This window comes from Streptomyces sp. NPDC033216 (genome assembly GCF_055577115.1).
In genome coordinates, this window is record NZ_JBVIQK010000007.1 from 147,414 (window position 1) to 165,194 (window position 17,781).

At 70.3% G+C, this 17,781-nt stretch carries 17 protein-coding genes; 13 read left to right on the top strand and 4 right to left on the bottom strand.

From position 1 onward, the window contains the following. Nucleotides 1-3: 3 nt before the first annotated feature. On the top strand, nt 4-777 hold the full coding sequence (locus tag ACZ5Y0_RS16160; protein ID WP_469129296.1) for a DUF3159 domain-containing protein: 774 nt from the start codon (nt 4-6) through the stop codon (nt 775-777). Nucleotides 778-1,028: 251 nt separating this feature from the next. Here the strand turns inward: ACZ5Y0_RS16160 and ACZ5Y0_RS16165 are convergent, their stop codons facing one another. Both ACZ5Y0_RS16165 and ACZ5Y0_RS16170 read right to left on the bottom strand, forming a co-directional pair. Then, a complete protein-coding gene (locus ACZ5Y0_RS16165) occupies nt 1,029-1,697 on the bottom strand; it encodes a potassium channel family protein (RefSeq protein WP_469129297.1) in 669 nt (222 codons plus the stop codon). Next, nucleotides 1,694-2,365 carry a potassium channel family protein gene (locus tag ACZ5Y0_RS16170; RefSeq protein WP_469129298.1) on the bottom strand — a complete coding sequence of 224 codons (672 nt, stop codon included), beginning with the start codon at nt 2,363-2,365 and terminating at the stop codon, nt 1,694-1,696. Before ACZ5Y0_RS16170 ends, ACZ5Y0_RS16165 begins: the two co-directional genes overlap by 4 nt. A gap of 416 nt (nt 2,366-2,781) precedes the next feature. Here ACZ5Y0_RS16170 and ACZ5Y0_RS16175 point away from each other — a divergent pair, with 416 nt between their 5' ends. From ACZ5Y0_RS16175 to ACZ5Y0_RS16215, 9 genes are all read left to right on the top strand, one after another. Further along, nucleotides 2,782-4,884 carry an APC family permease gene (locus tag ACZ5Y0_RS16175; protein WP_469129299.1) on the top strand — a complete coding sequence of 701 codons (2,103 nt, stop codon included), beginning with the start codon at nt 2,782-2,784 and terminating at the stop codon, nt 4,882-4,884. Between the two features lie 91 nt (nt 4,885-4,975). Continuing rightward, nucleotides 4,976-6,328 (top strand): class I SAM-dependent RNA methyltransferase, encoded by a 1,353-nt coding sequence (locus tag ACZ5Y0_RS16180; RefSeq protein WP_469129300.1) that lies wholly within the window; start codon nt 4,976-4,978, stop codon nt 6,326-6,328. Between the two features lie 141 nt (nt 6,329-6,469). Further along, nucleotides 6,470-6,664, top strand: a complete 195-nt coding sequence (locus ACZ5Y0_RS16185) for a ribbon-helix-helix protein, CopG family (protein ID WP_037672007.1) — start codon at nt 6,470-6,472, stop codon at nt 6,662-6,664. After that, nucleotides 6,661-7,053 (top strand): type II toxin-antitoxin system death-on-curing family toxin, encoded by a 393-nt coding sequence (locus ACZ5Y0_RS16190; RefSeq protein ID WP_469129301.1) that lies wholly within the window; start codon nt 6,661-6,663, stop codon nt 7,051-7,053. The genes ACZ5Y0_RS16185 and ACZ5Y0_RS16190 overlap by 4 nt, the downstream gene beginning before the upstream one ends. Nucleotides 7,054-8,044: 991 nt before the next feature. After that, complete coding sequence (locus tag ACZ5Y0_RS16195) at nt 8,045-8,248, top strand: cold-shock protein (protein WP_023586116.1); 204 nt, start codon at nt 8,045-8,047, stop codon at nt 8,246-8,248. A 198-nt stretch (nt 8,249-8,446) separates the two neighbouring features. Beyond that, nucleotides 8,447-9,433, top strand: a complete 987-nt coding sequence (locus ACZ5Y0_RS16200; RefSeq protein ID WP_469129302.1) for a YihY/virulence factor BrkB family protein — start codon at nt 8,447-8,449, stop codon at nt 9,431-9,433. A 380-nt stretch (nt 9,434-9,813) separates the two neighbouring features. After that, nucleotides 9,814-10,395, top strand: coding sequence for a VanZ family protein (locus tag ACZ5Y0_RS16205; RefSeq protein ID WP_469129303.1), 582 nt, complete (start codon nt 9,814-9,816; stop codon nt 10,393-10,395). Nucleotides 10,396-10,812: 417 nt separating this feature from the next. Then, nucleotides 10,813-11,169, top strand: a complete 357-nt coding sequence (locus tag ACZ5Y0_RS16210; protein WP_469129304.1) for a PRC-barrel domain-containing protein — start codon at nt 10,813-10,815, stop codon at nt 11,167-11,169. A 37-nt stretch (nt 11,170-11,206) separates the two neighbouring features. After that, nucleotides 11,207-11,374 (top strand): hypothetical protein, encoded by a 168-nt coding sequence (locus tag ACZ5Y0_RS16215; protein ID WP_469129305.1) that lies wholly within the window; start codon nt 11,207-11,209, stop codon nt 11,372-11,374. A gap of 890 nt (nt 11,375-12,264) precedes the next feature. Here the strand turns inward: ACZ5Y0_RS16215 and katG are convergent. After that, a complete protein-coding gene (gene katG / locus ACZ5Y0_RS16220) occupies nt 12,265-14,490 on the bottom strand; it encodes a catalase/peroxidase HPI (RefSeq protein WP_469129306.1) in 2,226 nt (741 codons plus the stop codon). Nucleotides 14,491-14,549: 59 nt separating this feature from the next. Further along, nucleotides 14,550-14,984 (bottom strand): Fur family transcriptional regulator, encoded by a 435-nt coding sequence (locus tag ACZ5Y0_RS16225; RefSeq protein ID WP_469129307.1) that lies wholly within the window; start codon nt 14,982-14,984, stop codon nt 14,550-14,552. Nucleotides 14,985-15,460: 476 nt separating this feature from the next. Here ACZ5Y0_RS16225 and ACZ5Y0_RS16230 point away from each other — a divergent pair, with 476 nt between their 5' ends. The 3 genes from ACZ5Y0_RS16230 to ACZ5Y0_RS16240 all read left to right on the top strand — a co-directional run bounded on the left by ACZ5Y0_RS16230 (nt 15,461) and on the right by ACZ5Y0_RS16240 (nt 17,705). Further along, nucleotides 15,461-15,847, top strand: coding sequence for a cell division protein SepF (locus ACZ5Y0_RS16230; protein ID WP_469129428.1), 387 nt, complete (start codon nt 15,461-15,463; stop codon nt 15,845-15,847). Nucleotides 15,848-16,035: 188 nt separating this feature from the next. Continuing rightward, nucleotides 16,036-17,382, top strand: a complete 1,347-nt coding sequence (locus ACZ5Y0_RS16235; protein ID WP_469129308.1) for an ATP-binding protein — start codon at nt 16,036-16,038, stop codon at nt 17,380-17,382. Then, entirely contained in the window at nt 17,379-17,705 is a 327-nt protein-coding gene (locus tag ACZ5Y0_RS16240; RefSeq protein ID WP_469129309.1) for a nucleotide pyrophosphohydrolase, read from the top strand. The genes ACZ5Y0_RS16235 and ACZ5Y0_RS16240 overlap by 4 nt, the downstream gene beginning before the upstream one ends. Nucleotides 17,706-17,781: the final 76 nt, after the last annotated feature.

Sequence of the window (17,781 nt, forward strand, 5' to 3'; positions counted from 1 at the left end):
CCGGTGACGTCGCTCGACAAGCCGACCGAAGACACTCAGCAGGACGACGCCCGGGCGGTGACGGAAGCCGCGCTTTTCGAGGCGTTCGGCGGGGTGCGGGGCATGGTCGAGACGGTGGTGCCCGGCCTGCTGTTCGTCACGATCTACACGATCAACAAGGACCTGCACATGTCGGCGATCGCCGCGCTGGCGGTGTCGTTGGTCCTGGTCGTGGTCCGCCTGGCCATGAAGGACACGGTGAAGCACGCCTTCAGCGGTGTCTTCGGTGTCGCCTTCGGCGTCGTGTTCGCGATGATGACGGGCAACGCGAAGGACTTCTACCTGCCCGGCATGCTCTACACCCTGGGCCTGTCGCTGGCGTACATCATCACGACCCTGTGCGGGGTCCCGCTGCTCGGGCTGATCCTCGGGCCGGTGTTCAAGGAGAACCTCTCCTGGCGGACCCGCAACCCCGGCCGCAAGAAGGCCTACGCGAAGGCCAGCTATGCCTGGGGGCTGATTCTTCTCGCCAAGTGCGCGATTCTCTTCCCGCTGTACTGGTGGGCCGACACCACCCAGCTGGGATGGGTGCTGATCGCGCTGAAGATTCCGCCGTTCCTGCTGGCCGTGTGGCTGACGTGGGTGTTCCTGGCGAAGGCTCCCGCGCCGATCGACGTCTTCGCGGAGATGGAGGCGGAGGAGAAGGCCGCGGAGTCGAAGGCTGCGCAGCCGGAGGCGGCGGAGGCCGACGCGGCGGGTACCGCGGACGCCGGGCCGCGGCACCGCCGGGACGGGTAGGTTCCGGCGGCACGGGCGCTTGCGCACCTGGGGCTGCCGGCGGCCCGCACCGCTGTGTTTCGCCCCCGCTGCACCTCCCGCCCCTGGCCCTTTGCTGCGCCCCCGGAGACCCTTGGCTCCGCCCCCGGAGCCGCCTCCGGGTCCGAACGGCCTCGACCTCGAACTCCGCGGCGGGGTATCCCTCAGACCGGCCTGAGGCAGTCCGCGGCCGACAGCTCGCTGAGCATCTGCTTGGTGAAGGCGTGGGGAAGTCAGCCCTCTCGGCGTACCGACAGCAGGTCCTCCAGTTGCTCCTCCCGGGCCTGCGCGGCCACGAACAGAAGTTCGTCGCCCGCTTCCAGGGAGTCCTCACGGGACGGGGTGAGGACGCGGGTGCCGCGGATGATGGTGACCAGGGAGGTGTCCTCGGGCCACTCCACGTCGCCGACCTGGGTGCCGGCCAGGGCCGACTCCTCGGGGAGGGTCAGTTCGACGAGGTTGGCGTCGCCGTGGCTGAAGCGGAGCAGGCGTACCAGGTCGCCGACGCTCACCGCCTCCTCCACCAGGGCCGACATCAGACGCGGGGTGGAGACGGCGACGTCCACGCCCCAGGACTCGTTGAAGAGCCACTCGTTCTTCGGGTTGTTCACCCGGGCGACCACGCGCGGGACGCCGTACTCCGTCTTCGCGAGCAGAGACACGACCAGGTTGACCTTGTCGTCGCCCGTCGCGGCGATCACGACGTTGCAGCGCTGGAGAGCCGCCTCGTCGAGGGAGGTGATCTCGCAGGCGTCGGCCAGCAGCCACTCCGCCTGCGGGACGCGCTCGACCGAGATGGCGGTCGGCGCCTTGTCGACCAGCAGGACCTCGTGGCCGTTCTCCAGCAGCTCGCCCGCGATCGATCGGCCGACCGCGCCGGCTCCGGCAATGGCGACCCTCATCGGTGACCGTCCTCCTTCGGGCCCTCGGCGAACGAGGCCTCGACCTTCTCCACGTCGTCGGTGCGCATCATCACGTGCACCAGGTCGCCCTCCTGTAGAACCGTCTGCGAGGTGGGCAGGATGGCCTCGCCGAGGCGGGTCAGGAAGGCGACGCGCACGCCCGTCTCCTCCTGAAGCTTGCTGATCTTGTGTCCGACCCAGGAGGCTGAGGCGTGTACCTCGGCCAGCTGGACGCCGCCGGTGGGGTCGCGCCACAGCGGCTCGGAACCCGAGGGAAGCAGCCGGCGCAGCATCTGGTCGGCCGTCCAGCGGACCGTGGCCACCGTCGGGATGCCCAGGCGCTGGTAGACCTCGGCGCGGCGGGGGTCGTAGATGCGGGCGGCGACGTTCTCGATGCCGAACATCTCGCGGGCCACGCGGGCGGCGATGATGTTGGAGTTGTCGCCGCTGGAGACGGCGGCGAAGGCCCCGGCCTCCTCGATGCCCGCTTCGCGCAGGGTGTCCTGGTCGAAGCCGACTCCGGTGACCCGGCGGCCGCCGAACGAGGAGCCAAGACGTCGGAAGGCGGTGGGGTCCTGGTCGATCACGGCGACCGTGTGCCCCTGCTGCTCCAGGGTCTGGGCGAGAGCGGAACCCACTCTGCCGCAGCCCATGATGACGATGTGCACGACCGTCCTTCCGAGGTCAAATGTTGCTGACTTGGCTGTAACAGGGTCTCAGACCGCCGACCAAGCTACACACGCGCGGTCCGCCGAGGGCACCCCTGTGCAGCGTTCACCGCGTCAGCGACGGCTGATGCTCCAGAGGCTGAGGAGGGTGAGGATTCCGAGGCCGACGAGGGTGCCGGCGGCGCGGATCAGCTCCGCGGTCATCTGCGTGGAACCTCCGGGAGGGCGGCAGCGGACGGGAATGGTCATAGAGGCATGGCGATCGGCGTGACCACGGAATCCGTAGCCGAGCCCTGGCTGATTTCACCTGTGAGGCAGACGGCGGGCGCCCTGAGGGGGCCGGGACGCGATGTCACCCGGCTGACCCCCGGGGGAGGGTGGGCGACCCCGTGTTCGAAGGCCTACGATGCTCTGTTGTGTCCAAACTGACCGACGTGCCCAAACGGATTCTGATCGGGCGCGCACTGCGCAGTGATCGGCTCGGAGAAACGCTCCTGCCGAAGCGCATCGCCCTACCCGTCTTCGCTTCCGACCCGCTGTCCTCCGTGGCCTACGCGCCCGGGGAGGTGCTGCTGGTCCTGTCCATCGCGGGCGTGTCGGCATACCACTTCAGCCCGTGGATCGCGGTCGCGGTCGTGGTGCTGATGTTCACGGTGGTCGCCTCCTACCGGCAGAACGTCCACGCCTACCCGAGCGGCGGCGGCGACTACGAGGTGGCCAACACCAACCTCGGCGCCAAGGCCGGTCTCACCGTCGCGAGCGCCCTGCTCGTCGACTACGTCCTGACCGTCGCCGTATCCATCGCCTCCGGCATCGAGAACCTCGGCTCCGCGATCCCCTTCGTCGTCGAGCACAAGGTGGCCTGCGCGGTCGCCGTCGTCGTCCTGCTGACGCTGATGAACCTGCGCGGCGTCAAGGAGTCCGGCAAGCTCTTCGCCATTCCGACGTACGTCTTCGTCGCGGGCGTCTTCATCATGATCGCGTGGGGCGCGTTCCGGGGACTGGTCCTGGACGACTCCATGCGGGCGCCCACCGCCGACTACACGATCAAGCCCGAGCACCAGGGCCTGGCCGGTTTCGCCCTGCTGTTCCTCCTGCTGCGCGCCTTCTCCTCCGGATGCGCGGCGCTCACCGGCGTGGAGGCGATCTCCAACGGCGTGCCCGCCTTCCGCAAGCCCAAGTCGAAGAACGCGGCGACGACCCTCGCCGCGATGGGCCTGCTCGCCGTCACCATGTTCTGCGGCATCATCGTGCTGGCCCTGGTCACCGACGTCCGCATGGCCGAGAACCCGGCCGTGGACCTGCTGCACAACGGCGCCGCGGTCGGCTCCGACTACGTCCAGAACCCGGTGATCACCCAGGTCGCCGAGGCCGTCTTCGGTAAGGGCAGCTTCCTCTTCATCGTGCTCGCCGCGGCGACCGCGCTGGTGCTGTTCCTGGCCGCCAACACCGCCTACAACGGGTTCCCGGTGCTCGGCTCGATCCTCGCCCAGGACCGCTACCTGCCCCGCCAGCTGCACACCCGCGGCGACCGCCTGGCGTTCTCCAACGGCATCGTGCTCCTCGCGGGCGCGGCGACCCTGCTGATCGTGCTGTACGACGCCGACTCCACGCGGCTGATCCAGCTGTACATCGTCGGCGTGTTCGTGTCCTTCACGCTCAGCCAGACCGGCATGGTCCGGCACTGGAACCGCCACCTGGCGACCGAGACCGATCCGGCCAAGCGCCGCCACATGGTCCGCTCCCGGGCGATCAACACCTTCGGCGCCTTCTTCACCGGCGTGGTCCTGGTGGTCGTCCTCCTCACCAAGTTCACCCACGGCGCCTGGGTCGCCCTGCTCGGCATGGTGATCTTCTACGGCACGATGACCGCGATCCGCCGCCACTACGACGGCGTCTCGGCGGAACTCGCCGCACCCGACGGACCCAGCGACGACAGCGTCCGCCCCTCCCGCGTCCACTCGGTGCTGCTGATCTCCAAGATCCACCGTCCGACGCTGCGCGCCCTCGCCTACGCCAAGCTGATGCGCTCCGACACCCTGGAGGCGCTCACCGTCAACGTCGACCCGGCCGAGACGAAGGCACTGCGCGAGGAGTGGGAACGGCGCGGCATCGACGTACCGCTGAAGGTGCTCGACTCGCCCTACCGCGAGGTCACGCGGCCGGTCATCGAGTACGTCAAGAGTCTGCGCCGGGAGTCGCCGAGGGACGCCGTCTCGGTGATCATCCCCGAGTACGTGGTCGGTCACTGGTACGAGCAGCTGCTGCACAACCAGAGCGCGCTCCGGCTGAAGGGCCGCCTGCTGTTCACACCGGGCGTGATGGTGACCTCGGTGCCGTACCAGCTCCAGTCCTCCGAGGTGGCCAAGAAGCGGGCCCGCAAGCGGCAGGACTGGAACGCTCCGGGCTCGGTGCGGCGCGGTCCCGCCCACGAGGGGCGCCCGAAGGAGCCGTCGGGCACGGGTTCCCCCGGCTCCCCGGGCACGCCGGGCCCGGGTTCCCCGGACTCGTCGGCCTGACCTGATCATGGTGAGCGGCCGGACGACAGCCACGTAGACTGGTGGGCTGTTGTCCGGCCGTACCTCGTTCGAGTAGTGGAGTCATCCCGCCATGCAGGCAGAACCGAAGAACTCGCAGGCGGACTCGCAGGCGCGGTCGCTCGTCGGCGAGGAGTACGAGGTCGAGGTCGGTCCCGTCGCCCACGGCGGGCACTGCATCGCCCGCACGGACGAGGGTCAGGTGCTGTTCGTCCGGCACACGCTGCCCGGCGAGCGGGTCGTGGCCCGGGTGACCGACGGCGAGGAGGGCGCGCGCTTCCTGCGCGCGGACGCCGTGCGGGTGCTGGAGGCGTCCAAGGACCGCGTCGAGGCACCTTGCCCGTACGCCGGACCCGGCCGCTGCGGCGGCTGCGACTGGCAGCACGCCAAGCCGGGCGCCCAGCGCCGCCTCAAGGGCGAGGTCATCGCCGAGCAGCTCAAGCGGCTCGCGGGCCTCACGCCCGAGGAGGCCGGCTGGGACGGCACCGTGATGCCGGCCGAGGGCGACAAGCTGCCGGCCGGTCAGGTGCCCCAGTGGCGGACGCGCGTGCAGTACGCGGTGGACGCCGACGGCAACGCCGGGCTGCGCCGCCACCGCTCGCACGAGGTCGAGCCGATCGAACACTGCATGATCGCGGCCCCGGGCGTCAGCGAGCTGGGCATCGAGGACCGCGACTGGTCCGGAATGGCTTCCGTCGACGCCATCGCGGCGACGGGTAGCCAGGACCGCATGGTGATCCTCGAACCTCGGCCCGGCGCTCGCCTGCCCCTCGTCGAACTCGACAGGCCCGTCTCGGTCATGCGCGTCGAGGAGCACGACGGCGGCATCCACCGCGTCCACGGCCGCGCGTTCGTGCGCGAGCGCGCCGACGGCCGGACGTACCGCGTCGGCAGTGGCGGCTTCTGGCAGGTCCACCCGCAGGCCGCCGACACCCTCGTCAAGGCCGTCATGCAGGGCCTCCTGCCACGCAAGGGCGACATGGCGCTGGACCTGTACTGCGGCGTCGGCCTCTTCGCGGGCGCCCTCGCGGACCGCCTCGGCGACAAGGGCGCGGTCCTCGGCATCGAGTCCGGCAAGCGCGCCGTCGAGGACGCCCGGCACAACCTCGCCGACTTCGACCGCGTGCGGATCGAGCAGGGCAAGGTGGAGAGCGTGCTCCCGCGCACGGGGATCAGCGAGGTCGACCTCATCGTCCTCGACCCCCCGCGGGCGGGAGCGGGACGAAAGACGGTCGAGCACCTGTCGTCCCTCGGGGCGCGGAAGATCGCGTACGTGGCGTGCGACCCGGCCGCACTGGCTCGGGACCTGGGGTACTTCCGGGACGGGGGGTATCGGGTGCGGACTCTGCGGGCTTTCGATCTGTTCCCGATGACGCATCACGTGGAGTGCGTGGCGATCCTCGAACCTGCGGACAAGGGCTCCTGACCTGCGCTTTTGTTGTCCGGGTGGGTTACTTCTGCTGCACCGCCGCAGGCGGTGCGAGTGGTCACCCCGGCCAACGTTCCCCGGGGGCCGGGAACGCGGCTCGACCGTGTCACGTTGATACCGGTCAGGTATCATCGCTGTATGGCGATGACACTCCGACTCCCCGACGACCTTGACGCGAAGCTCACCGAGCGGGCTCGTCGGGAGGGCCGCAGCAAGCAGGAACTTGCCATCGAGGCCATCCGCGACGCCCAGAACAGGGCCGAGCTGAAGGTCGATGACGTCTTGGCCGAGCTGATGGACAGCGATGCGGAGATTCTGGACTACCTGAAGTGACGGACGTGCGCTACATCCAGATCGACGAGATCCTGGCCATTGCCCGCACGGTCAACGGTACCGAGCACAGTGTGCGTGACATGGGACTCCTGGTGTCGGCGATCGAGCGACCCCGGACGAACGTGTTCGGAGCCGAGCTATATCCCACGCTGCACGAGAAGGCGGCGGCACTGCTGCATTCCGTTGCCCGCAATCATGCGCTGATCGACGGTAACAAGCGCACCGCCTGGCTCACCATGCGTGTCTTCCTGCGGTTCAACGGCGTCAGCGCCAGTACCGTGCCGCCGCCCGTCTCCGTTGCCGGCCCATTCGTCGAGGAAGTCGCGCAGGACAACATCGAAGTACCGGCCATTGCCAAGCGTCTGTCGGCCTGGTTCCCCATTTCCTGACCTCGACGTCCTGTCCCGTAACAGTGCCACGCCGCGCCGATCGGCCGGTCGCCCCACCGCAGCCGTACCACGGGGGATGTAGTTCATCGACGGCCGGTGGATACACCTGTACCGGGTCGTATGGTCGGCCGGATCGGTGACCGCTACCCGATTGCCGCGCTCGTCGAAGCTCTGTACCCAGCGGCTGCCGTCCGGGCCGTGGAGGTCCGTGCACCCCCCGGGGGAGCAGGGTGGCACCGGCAGTCCCCGCTCCCGGACGCGCTGCGGTGCGAGGAGACCGGACCGGTCAGCACGACGAGGCCACGCACGACGAGGCCACGCACGACGAGGCCCTCCTGGAGGAGGCCGACAGCCCCTGAAGAGTTCGACGTGCCGCGTGACCGTCGTAGACGGCATCAGGCCGACCCGGCTGCGCCGCAGCTTCGCCGGCCGCCGCGCGGGCAAACGGGCCACCTGCCTCCTGCCCCCACCAGGCGGAGTCCCCGGTAGGCCGGTCCACCCCGCGAGACAGTGCAGCGGGATGGTCTTGTCGGAGCCCGAGGGCCCCATCACCGCCGTGCGACCTGGCGCGCCTCCCGCGCCCCGGGCGCCCCTGACAGCTGCTGGACGTCCCCGGAAGGGCCGTCTCGCGGACGCCGCGTGCGTTGTCGTGTGAGCGTCCTGGAGCGGCTGGCTGCACCCTTTTCATGGAAGGTTGTGCCCAAGGTGAACCAATATCTGTGCCCGCCAGGTGAGAGTATTACGGACCATGCGACGAGAGTTATTGCCGCAATGAACGGAGTGCAATTGTGCAACACACGCAGGCCGTTCCAGCGTGCTACTGTCGATGTCAGTTGCAGTTGTGGTTCCCAAAACTTCAAGTGCCCCCACTCGGTTTCGGCAGGTGGGAGCACTTTTGTATGCCGGTCATTTGTCGGGCGGGGTAATCATCACAGCGACACGGTGTCCGCGCGGTGCGGATTCCGATGTACTGCCCCAAAGGAGATATGACATGGCTGCTGGTACCGTGAAGTGGTTCAACGCGGAAAAGGGCTTCGGCTTCATCGAGCAGGACGGTGGCGGCGCTGACGTGTTCGCCCACTACTCGAACATCGCCGCGCAGGGCTTCCGTGAGCTGCTCGAGGGCCAGAAGGTCACCTTCGACATCGCGCAGGGCCAGAAGGGCCCGACGGCCGAGAACATCGTTCCGGCCTGACGCTGACGCGCGCTTCGCAGCTGGGGCCCGCATCCTTCGGGGTGCGGGCCCCAGCTGCACGCGTTTTCGGCAGCGGTTTCCGTTGTGGGACGACTCCGAGGAATCCGCATTCTCACCCCGCGCCCTTGCTCCTCGGGAATGCAGGCCCCATTCAAGAGCCGGACGACGGCACACGGCACAGGGGAAGGCGCCCGCCTGATGAGCAACTCGCCAACACCCGCGGTCGAGCCGGACGGTGCCGACCGCTCGAAGCTGCCCCGCTGCACGGCAGAGGGCCCGGCACCTCACTCGTCGCAGACACGCCAGGGAACCGCACCATCCCTGCCGCCCCCGACGTATGCGCGCGACCTGCCGGGCTGGCGCCACATCGGCAGCGCTCTGCGGCGAACGCCCGCCTCGGTGTGGAACGACAACGTGACCGACTTCGCCGCCGCACTCACCTATTACGCGGTGCTCGCGCTCTTCCCGACGCTCCTCGTCACGGTCTCACTGCTGGGAATCGTCGGCGCCTCGACCATCGACACGCTGATCAGTAACGTGATCGCTGTCGTGCCGACCGAGTCCCGCCCCGTCATGCGGAGCACGCTGGAGGGCATGGCGGAGCAGCACACAGCCGCCTGGACGCTGGCCGTCCTCGGCACGATCGGCGCCCTGTGGTCCGCCTCCAGCTATCTGGGGGTGTTCCGCCGAGCCCTGCACGTCATGCACGGCATAGAGGATCTGCGCCCGGCGTGGAGGACGGCACCACGGTTGGTGATGACCGCCCTGGTGCTGCTGATACTGCTGGTTTCCAGTGCCCTGCTGCTCATCCTGACCGGGGAAGCGGCCCACACCGTCGGCCGGCTCGTGGGCATGGGCGGGGTTGCGGGCCTCGCATGGAACGCGCTGAAATGGCCGCTTCTGCTGTGCCTGGTCGCCACCTTGGTGCTGGTGTTGTTCCGCTCGGGCCCGCCCGGGACCCGTGGGGTGCGGCAGCGGCTTCTGGGAGACGCTCTGGCCGTGGTCCTGTGGCTCGTCGCCTCGGCGAGTTTCGCCCTCTACGTCTCGCACCTCGGCACCTACAACCGGCTGTACGGATCGCTCGCCGGGATCATCGTCTTCCTGGTGTGGCTGTGGCTGTCCAACCTGGCCCTTCTCACGGGGGCCCAGTTCAACGCCGAACTGGCCAAACTCCGCCGTCGATGACCGGCGGGGCGTGAGCTGCCCAGCCCTCGCCCTGATCGGCCAGGCACCGGTTTCCTCGCCCACCGGCATCGCTACGGCCAAGCGACGACCGGTACGCCAGAACAACGTAGCCAGTGCCGCTGACAAGCGCTGCCGGTCGCATCGCGCCGCCTGTCGCACCAGCACCAGCACCAGCACCAGTACCTGACCCGCGCCGGCACTCGTGGATGTCGGCGGCCCGGCCCGCCCGCTTCGCTGAGGAGCGTGACGACGCGGCGCACACTCGTCCAACTCCGGGCGCGACGACAACTTCGGACCGGAACGGACGGCGCACAGTGCCTGCCGCTTCACGACGCGGGTATCGGAACGTCCAAGCAACCCACTTTGGCTAGGAGCTTGTAATGGCGCGGACAGTTCTGCGTGACGAGAGCGCGACGGAATCCGGGGAACGGAGTCCCGGAAAACCTCCCCTGCCTCTGTTCGGGCGGGTGCTGGCCATGCTGCTGGCCTTCGCGGCGATGGTGGGATTCGCGGTGGTGCTGGCCCGGCTGACGCTGGAACCGTCGGCGGCGTCCGTGCCGTTGACGCACAGCAATCTGCGCCCTGGTGACTCCATCCGTGCCTATCTCGCCCAGCCCGCGTCCCTTGACACCGTCAAGCAGCTCGGCGGCAACATCCTGCTGGGTGTGCCGTTCGGCGTGCTGCTGCCGGTGCTGGTGCCCCGAGCGCGCGGGCTGGTCCGGGTAGCGGTGGTCACCGCTGTCGTGATGCTCCTCGTGGAACTCGTCCAGGGCGCCCTTGTCACCGGGCGCACCTTCGACATCGATGACGTGCTGCTCAACACCACAGGTGCTCTCCTCGGTTACCTGCTGATCGGCCTCCGGTTGGGCCGTGCCGTGCATCCCCGGCGCCGCCACTGGTGGCACCGGTCCGGCAAGCATCCGGTGACTGCTACGGATCCGTCGTATACGGACGCGTCGTAACCGATCGCGTCGTAACCGATCGCGTCAGAGCGCGCGAGCAGCGGCATGAGCCGGGTCTCGCTGCCGGGGGCGGCCGTCGAGCAGCGACGGATCCCGGTCGGCAGCCGGGCGGGCCGGTCAGCATCCGGTACGCCCGGCCGCCGACGACGCGGCCCCCTCGCCCGCCGCTCGGGCGGGCGCCGAAGTCGCTGTCCCGGGCGGCCGGCCGCCACCACGCACCACGGGCGGCGGGGAGATGCGGGGTCTCGCGCGGAGTGGCGATTCCTCACGGTGTGCCGATGAGCTGTTTCTGCCGCCCCGGTCAGCGGGCCGTGATCGCTCGGCTCCGCCTGGTGTGCCGTCCCGCAGGCAGGTAAGGAGAGAGCAAGGGAAGGACGAGACAGTGGTCCTTCAGCTGACCTGTGACGGAGGGACCCCGTGTTCGAGGCGGAAGACATCAGGGAGTGGCGCGGCCACGATGTGGTCGACCACGAGCGGCACAAGATCGGCGTCCTGGAGGCGCTCTACGTCGACACGGCCACGGACCTGCCCGCGTTCGCGACGGTCACGGTCGGCCTGCCGACCCGCCACCGGCTGGTGTTCGTCCCCCTCGACGGGGCGACGGTCGGCCCCGGTTACCTGAAGGTCGCTCACGACAAGAAGCACGTCAAGGAAGCGCCCTCGATCGGCACGGACGGCGAACTGCTCGCGGAGGACGAGAAGACGGTCTTCGCGCACTACGATCTCGCCTACCGAACGGGTGCGGGCGGCGAACGTCGCCTCGCGCGCCGCTGACGGCCCCGCCGACTTCCCCCACCTCGAGGTGACACGGATGGCTCTCTTCCTCCTGCTGGTCATCGTGGCCATCGTGCTCGGCGTCATCGGAGTGGTGGCGAAGGGTCTCTTCTACCTGCTGGTCATCGGTGTGCTGGTCCTGATCGCCGACTTCGTCCTCCTCGGTGTGCGGCTGGGCCGCCGCCGCAGGCGTCTGCCCCGCTGACGCGCTCACCGGGGCAGAGCGCCTCGCTCCGCCCGCCCGACGGCCCGCCCGCCCGACGGAGCGGGCGGCCGGAGCGGTCCTCGAGTCGTCGCCGAGTGGTCCGCCCCTGATGACCCGGTACGCCGACATCTCGTTCATGATCCGCACCGGCGGGGTCACCGTGCCGTCCGCGCCGAGCAGGACCTGCTGGTCGGCCCGCCGCAGTGGCTGCGCGAAGTCGCCGGCCTGCCCCGGTCCAGGGGATCTCCTGAGAGGCGGCGTGCACGGCCGTGCACGCCCAGCCCGGGCCGATGGCGCCGGGCACCGCACCATCACGTGGCCGACGACATCAGTGTCCGTTTGCGTGCCGTGTGCGAGCGCTCCGGATGCGCGGGGAACTTCGAGGCACTCACCGGGACGGGCGGGCGCGACCGCACCCACTTGTGGACCGCCGACAGCTGTCCGGTGCTCGCGGGAGCCTACGCACTCCGGCGATCCGAGCCGGCTCGGATCGCCGGCGTCTGACCGACCCGAAGGGGGCCACGGTGTTCGTGTACCAGTGCGACGGCGAGCACGGCGACGCCCCCCGCAGGCTGCGCCGGCGGGGTAGCGCCGGGACCGAGCGCCGTCGTCGTGAGGACAGAGCGCCCGGGCGGATGCCCGCGCGGTCCGCGGCGGCGGGAAACCGGGATGTCGCGCCGGGGGCCCGGCGCGGCTCTGGCGCAGATGTAGGGGGAAGCTCGGCTCGATGACTGCCGGGGAATCGTCGGGCACCCGGTTTCCCGGTCGCCCAGAGCTGCTGCGGTACCGGGACCGGGCATGTGCCCCGGAGCGGCCCGCGGAGCCGCGGGCCCGTACGCGGACGGCCGGGCCGGTCCAGAAGGAGCCGGCCCGGCCGTTGGGCGCGGGGATCAGACCAGGTCGAAGCGGTCCAGGTTGGAGACCTTGACCCAGGCGTCGACGAAGTCCTTGACGAACTTCTCCTTCGCGTCGTCGCTCGCGTAGACCTCCGCCAGCGCGCGCAGCTCGGAGTTCGAGCCGAAGACGAGGTCGGCGCGGGTGCCGGCCCACTTGATCTCGCCCGTGGCGGCGTCACGGCCCTCGAAGGTGTTCTGGTCCTCCGAGGTAGACGTCCACGTCGTGCCCAGGTCGAGCAGGTTGACGAAGAAGTCGTTGGTCAGGGAGCCGGGCGTGGTGGTGAGGACGCCGAGCTGCGACTGCTGGTGGTTGGCGCCCAGGACGCGCAGGCCGCCGACGAGGACGGTCATCTCGGGTGCGCTCAGCGTCAGCAGGTTGGCCTTGTCGAGGAGCAGGTACTCGGCCGGCAGGCGGTTGCCCTTGCCGACGTAGTTGCGGAACCCGTCGGCGTTCGGCTCCAGCGCGGCGAAGGACTCCGCGTCGGTGTGCTCCTCGGTCGCGTCCACCCGGCCCGGCGTGAACGGCACCTCGACCTCGAAGCCGCCCTCCTTGGCGGCCCGCTCGACCGCGGCGGCACCGGCCAGCACGATCAGGTCGGCCAGCGAGACCTGCTTGCCGTCGGCGCGGCCGGAGTTGAAGGACTGCTGGATGCCCTCCAGGGTGCGCAGCACGAGCGCGAGCTGGTCGGGGTCGTTGACCGCCCAGCCGCGCTGCGGCTCCAGGCGGATGCGCGCGCCGTTGGCGCCGCCGCGCTTGTCGCTGCCGCGGAACGTCGAGGCCGACGCCCAAGCGGTGGACACCAGCTGCGACACCGTCAGGCCCGAGCCGAGGACCTGCTCCTTGAGGGCGGCGATGTCACCGGCGTCGATCAACTCGTACGTCCGCTCCGGCAGGGGGTCCTGCCACAGCAGCGTCTCCTGCGGAACCTCCGGGCCGAGGTACAGCGACTTGGGACCCATGTCACGGTGGGTCAGCTTGTACCAGGCGCGGGCGAAGGCGTCCGCGAACTGGTCCGGGTTCTCGTGGAACCGGCGGGAGATCTGCTCGTAGACCGGGTCGAAACGCAGCGCCAGGTCGGTGGTGAGCATCGTCGGGAGGTGCTTCTTCGACGGGTCGTGCGCGTCGGGGATGATCGCCTCGGCGTTCTTCGCCACCCACTGCTTGGCGCCGGCCGGGGACTCGGTCAGCTCGTACTCGAACTCGAACAGGTTCCTGAAGAAGCCGTCGCTCCACCGGGTCGGCGTGGCGGTCCAGGTGACCTCCAGGCCGGAGGTGATGGTGTCCCCGCCCTTGCCGGTGCCGTAGGTGCTCTTCCAGCCGAGGCCCTGCTCCTCCAGCGAGGCGGCCTCGGGGTCGTCGCCGACGTGGTCGGCGGGGCCGGCGCCGTGCGTCTTGCCGAAGGTGTGACCGCCCGCGATCAGGGCGACCGTCTCCTCGTCGTTCATCGCCATCCGGCGGAACGTCTCACGGATGTCGCGGGCCGCGGCCAGCGGGTCCGGGTTGCCGTTCGGGCCCTCGGGGTTGACGTAGATGAGGCCCATCTGGACGGCGCCGAGCGGGTTCTCCAGCTCGCGGTCGCCGGTGTAGCGCTGGTCGTCGAGCCAGGTGGTCTCGGGGCCCCAGTACACGTCCTCCTCGGGCTCCCAGACGTCCTCGCGGCCGCCGCCGAAGCCGAAGGTCTCGAAGCCCATCTGCTCCAGGGCCACGTTGCCGGTGAGGACCAGCAGGTCGGCCCAGGACAGGCTCTGGCCGTACTTCTTCTTGACCGGCCACAGCAGACGGCGGGCCTTGTCGAGGTTGGCGTTGTCCGGCCAGCTGTTGAGCGGGGCGAAGCGCTGCTGACCGGCGCCGGCGCCGCCGCGGCCGTCGCTGATGCGGTAGGTGCCGGCGCTGTGCCAGGCCATCCGGACCATCAACGGGCCGTAGTTGCCGAAGTCGGCCGGCCACCAGTCCTGCGAGGTCGTCAGCACCTCGGCGATGCCCTGCTTCACGGCCGCGAGGTCGAGGCTCTTGAACGCCTCCGCGTAGTCGAACTCCTCACCGAGCGGGTTGGCCACGGCCGGGTTCTTGGCGAGGATCTTGACGTTCAGGCGCTCCGGCCACCACTGACGGTTGCCGCCGCCCTGGGTCGGGTGGAGGGCCCGCCCGTGCGCGACCGGGCAGCCGCCCGTCTCCTCCGGCGTCGGGTCCGTGACGATCGCGTCATGGTTCTCGGTCATGGGGGAATCCTTCCGAACTGCGTGGATCACGGGGCTGGGCTACTGCGTGGATCAGGTGGTCAGTGGGGGGTGCCGGAGCACTCGGGGCACAGGCCCCAGTAGACGACCTCGGCCTCGTCGACGGAGAAGCCACGGTTGTCGGAGGCGGTCAGACAAGGGGCGTGGCCGACCGCGCAGTCGACGTCGGCCACGGTGCCGCAGGAGCGGCACACGAGGTGGTGGTGGTTGTCCCCGACGCGGCCCTCGAACCGGGCGGGGCTGCCCGGAAGCTCGATGCGGCGCAGCAGACCGGCCGCGGTGAGCGCGTGGAGCGCTTCGTAGACGGCTTGCAGCGATATGTGACCCACTCGGTCGCGCACGCCCGTGGCGATCGTCTCGACCTCGAGGTGGCCGCCCTCGCGCACGGTGTCCAGCAGCGCGACGCGGGCCGCCGTCACCCGCAGGCCGGCACCGCGCAGCTCCTCCGCCGTGGACGGAATCCCGGGTGCGGTCATGACGCCAACCTAAGCCACAAACACGAACGGTTCAAGAAATGGAATCGTTCCAATTCTGAGTCGCGTCGGGTTGCCCGGAAGGTCCGGTTCCCGGGAGGGGGCTCGGGGGCGGCCGTTCTCCGTGTCCGGCCGTCCTCGGTCGCCGCCCTGCTCGGTCGCCACCGGTGGCCGGAAGCGGGCGGCGTCAGGGACGCGGCGCGATGGCGCGGGCGGCCGGACGGTTCGGGAGGGCGGACATCGTCGGCGGAGTCCGCCGCACGGGTGTCATCCGTGCGGTTCTTGCCAACTGCGGGGCGCGGAACGGTAATCGGGGACGGCGAGCGGGGTGTTCGCGGAGGTGAAGACTTCGGTGTGAGGCTCGTGAGGTGAGACACGGTGGCTCCCGACTCTGTCGCGGACCGTGTCGCTGTTGGGCCGAACGGGTGATTTGGCGTAAGAATGGCTGGTGCAGGCAGTTGAAGCGAGTCAGTTCGGGGGTGCCGGTGAACCGTTACGACGTCACCGATGAACAGTGGGAAGGGCTCGCTCAGGTCGTTCCGTTGCGCGGCCGGGACGCGTGGCCGTCGGCGGTGGGACATCGAGCGCTGCCGGACGCGGAGACGGAGACCCGGCGGCGCTTCGTCGTCCTGAGGGTCAATGTCTTCGCGGACGCGCGCGAGGTCGCCGAGACCCTGATGGCGGGCATTCCGGTGCTGCTCGATCTGAGCAGCGCGGAGACCGACGTCGCCAAGCGCGTCCTGGACTTCTCCACCGGCGTGGTCTTCGGCCTCGCCAGCGGGATGCACCGGGTCGACCGCAACGTGTTTCTGCTGACCCCGCCGGGCACCGAGGTGAGCGGGCTCATCGAGGGCGCGGGAGTGTGAGGGGCGCGGAGCGCGAAGTGGGTGAGGCGCGCGGCGCGGGGAGTGTGAGACGGGCGTGGGGCGCGGGAGGGCGCGCCGGGCGGTGACGGACACTCACCGGGTCCGCCCCGCGCGCGCCGTCGCTCGTTCGTAGGAAGCTCACGAGGGCGGAACGGTTCGCCGGACCGGCAGAGTTCTACGGTCCGCACATGGCCGTGCCGCTGACATCTTCCGTGTCCTCGCCTCCCGTCGGGCCCGCGTCCGTCGAGGGATTCCCCTTCCCCGCCGGGCCCGCGTCCGTGGAGGGGTTCCCGTCTCCCGCCGGGCCCGCGTCCGCCGCCGGGTCACCCCCTTCAGGGTCCGCGCGGCAACCGGGTGAGCCGCGAACGCCCCGGGGCGTCCAGGATTTCCCGGATCACCAGGCCCCCTCCCTCCCCTCGCGTCCCCGCCGCCCCGGCCTCACCGAGCTGCGGCTCTCCGCCTTCGCACGGCATCGGCGGGCCGCCCATCCGCTGGGCGCGGTCACTCTCTTCGCCGGGCCCAGTGGGAGCGGGAAGACGAGCGTGCTGCGGGCGTACGAGGCGCTGGCCCGGCTCGCGGGCGGGAGCGCGGTCGGGGAGGTGTTCCCGGACCCGGTCGCCTGTGTGCCGGACCGGGCCCGGCCCGACGCCCAGCACCGACGCGGGTTCCGTATCGGATGCACGGCCGACGGACCCGAGGGCCCGGTCCGGCTCGACGTCGCCGTCCAGGCCGAGCCGGACCTGCGCATCGTGGGGGAGCGGCTGAGCGCCGACGGGCTCGTGCTGCTGGAGACCGCGCTGCGGGATCCGAGCCGGCGTACGGTGCAGGCCGCCTGGCACACCGCCGGTTCCTCGCCGGTCACGCGCGCCCCGCTGCCCGACGACCGCCTCGCCACCGCCCTGCTGCCGTTGCGCGTGGCCGGCAAGACCGACGGACAGCGCCAGGTGCTCGCCGCCGCCGAACAGATGCTGGTCGCGCTGCGCTCCGTCTTCGCCTGCGACCCCCGGCCCGACCGTATGCGCACCCCCGTCCGCATGGGTTCCGGACGCCTGCTGGGCGGCTGCGACAACCTCGCCGACGTCCTGTGGCGCACGCGTGAGGAGTGCGTACGGCGGCACGCGCAGCTCGTGGCGGCCGTCCGCGCCGGCTGCGCGGGACCGGTGACCGATGTGCTCGCCGAGCCCCTCGGCGACGGAACCGTCCGCGCCCTGCTCGACCGGGGCGCGGGACCGCGTACCGAACTGGCGCGCCTCGGCGACGGCGAACTGCGCCACCTCGCCCTCACCCTGGTCCTGCTGACCGGCACCGGCGTCCTGGACGTCGACCCGCCTGTCGAGGTGCCGGACGCGATGCGTGCCCTCACCGTGCTCGCCGACGGCTTCGACCGGGACCTGGACGTGTGCCAGCGCCGCCAACTGCTGCGACTCGCCGTCCGGATGGGCGAGCGTGGCCACATCCGCTGCGTCGGGACGGTGAGCGACGCTTCCTGGGCCGCGGAGACCGCGGGCGTCACGGTGGTACACCTGGAGCCGTGACAGAACATCTCGACGTGGCGAAGCTTCAGCGCCGGCTGGCCGAGTTCGCGGCCGCCCGGAACTGGCAGCCGTACCACACCCCCAAGAACCTCGTCTCCGCGCTCAGTGTGGAGGCCTCCGAACTGCTGGAGATCTTCCAGTGGTCCACCCCGGAGGAGTCGGCGCGCGTGATGGACGACCCGGAGCGCGCGCACCGGGTGACCGACGAGGTCGCCGACGTGTTCGCGTATCTGTTGCAACTGTGCGAGGTGCTCGGCATCGATCCGCTGGCGGCACTGGACGCGAAGATCGACCGCAACGAGCGGCGGTTTCCGGCACCGTAGCCGTCTGGTGGGAAGCGGCCTTCCCAGTGGTGGGCGTCCCGCGTGTCACCGTCTGTCCGGGGCCCGCGCCGCCGGC

Bases quoted from the DNA above. Each gene is read 5' to 3' on its own strand.
- ACZ5Y0_RS16165 (WP_469129297.1), bottom strand. From the start codon at position 1,697: ATGAGGGTCGCCATTGCCGGAGCCGGCGCGGTCGGCCGATCGATCGCG.
- ACZ5Y0_RS16180 (WP_469129300.1), top strand. From the start codon at position 4,976: ATGCAGGCAGAACCGAAGAACTCGCAGGCGGACTCGCAGGCGCGGTCG.
- ACZ5Y0_RS16185 (WP_037672007.1), top strand. From the start codon at position 6,470: ATGGCGATGACACTCCGACTCCCCGACGACCTTGACGCGAAGCTCACC.
- ACZ5Y0_RS16195 (WP_023586116.1), top strand. From the start codon at position 8,045: ATGGCTGCTGGTACCGTGAAGTGGTTCAACGCGGAAAAGGGCTTCGGC.
- ACZ5Y0_RS16200 (WP_469129302.1), top strand. From the start codon at position 8,447: ATGAGCAACTCGCCAACACCCGCGGTCGAGCCGGACGGTGCCGACCGC.
- ACZ5Y0_RS16205 (WP_469129303.1), top strand. From the start codon at position 9,814: ATGGCGCGGACAGTTCTGCGTGACGAGAGCGCGACGGAATCCGGGGAA.
- ACZ5Y0_RS16215 (WP_469129305.1), top strand. From the start codon at position 11,207: ATGGCTCTCTTCCTCCTGCTGGTCATCGTGGCCATCGTGCTCGGCGTC.
- katG (WP_469129306.1), bottom strand. From the start codon at position 14,490: ATGACCGAGAACCATGACGCGATCGTCACGGACCCGACGCCGGAGGAG.
- ACZ5Y0_RS16225 (WP_469129307.1), bottom strand. From the start codon at position 14,984: ATGACCGCACCCGGGATTCCGTCCACGGCGGAGGAGCTGCGCGGTGCC.
- ACZ5Y0_RS16235 (WP_469129308.1), top strand. From the start codon at position 16,036: ATGGCCGTGCCGCTGACATCTTCCGTGTCCTCGCCTCCCGTCGGGCCC.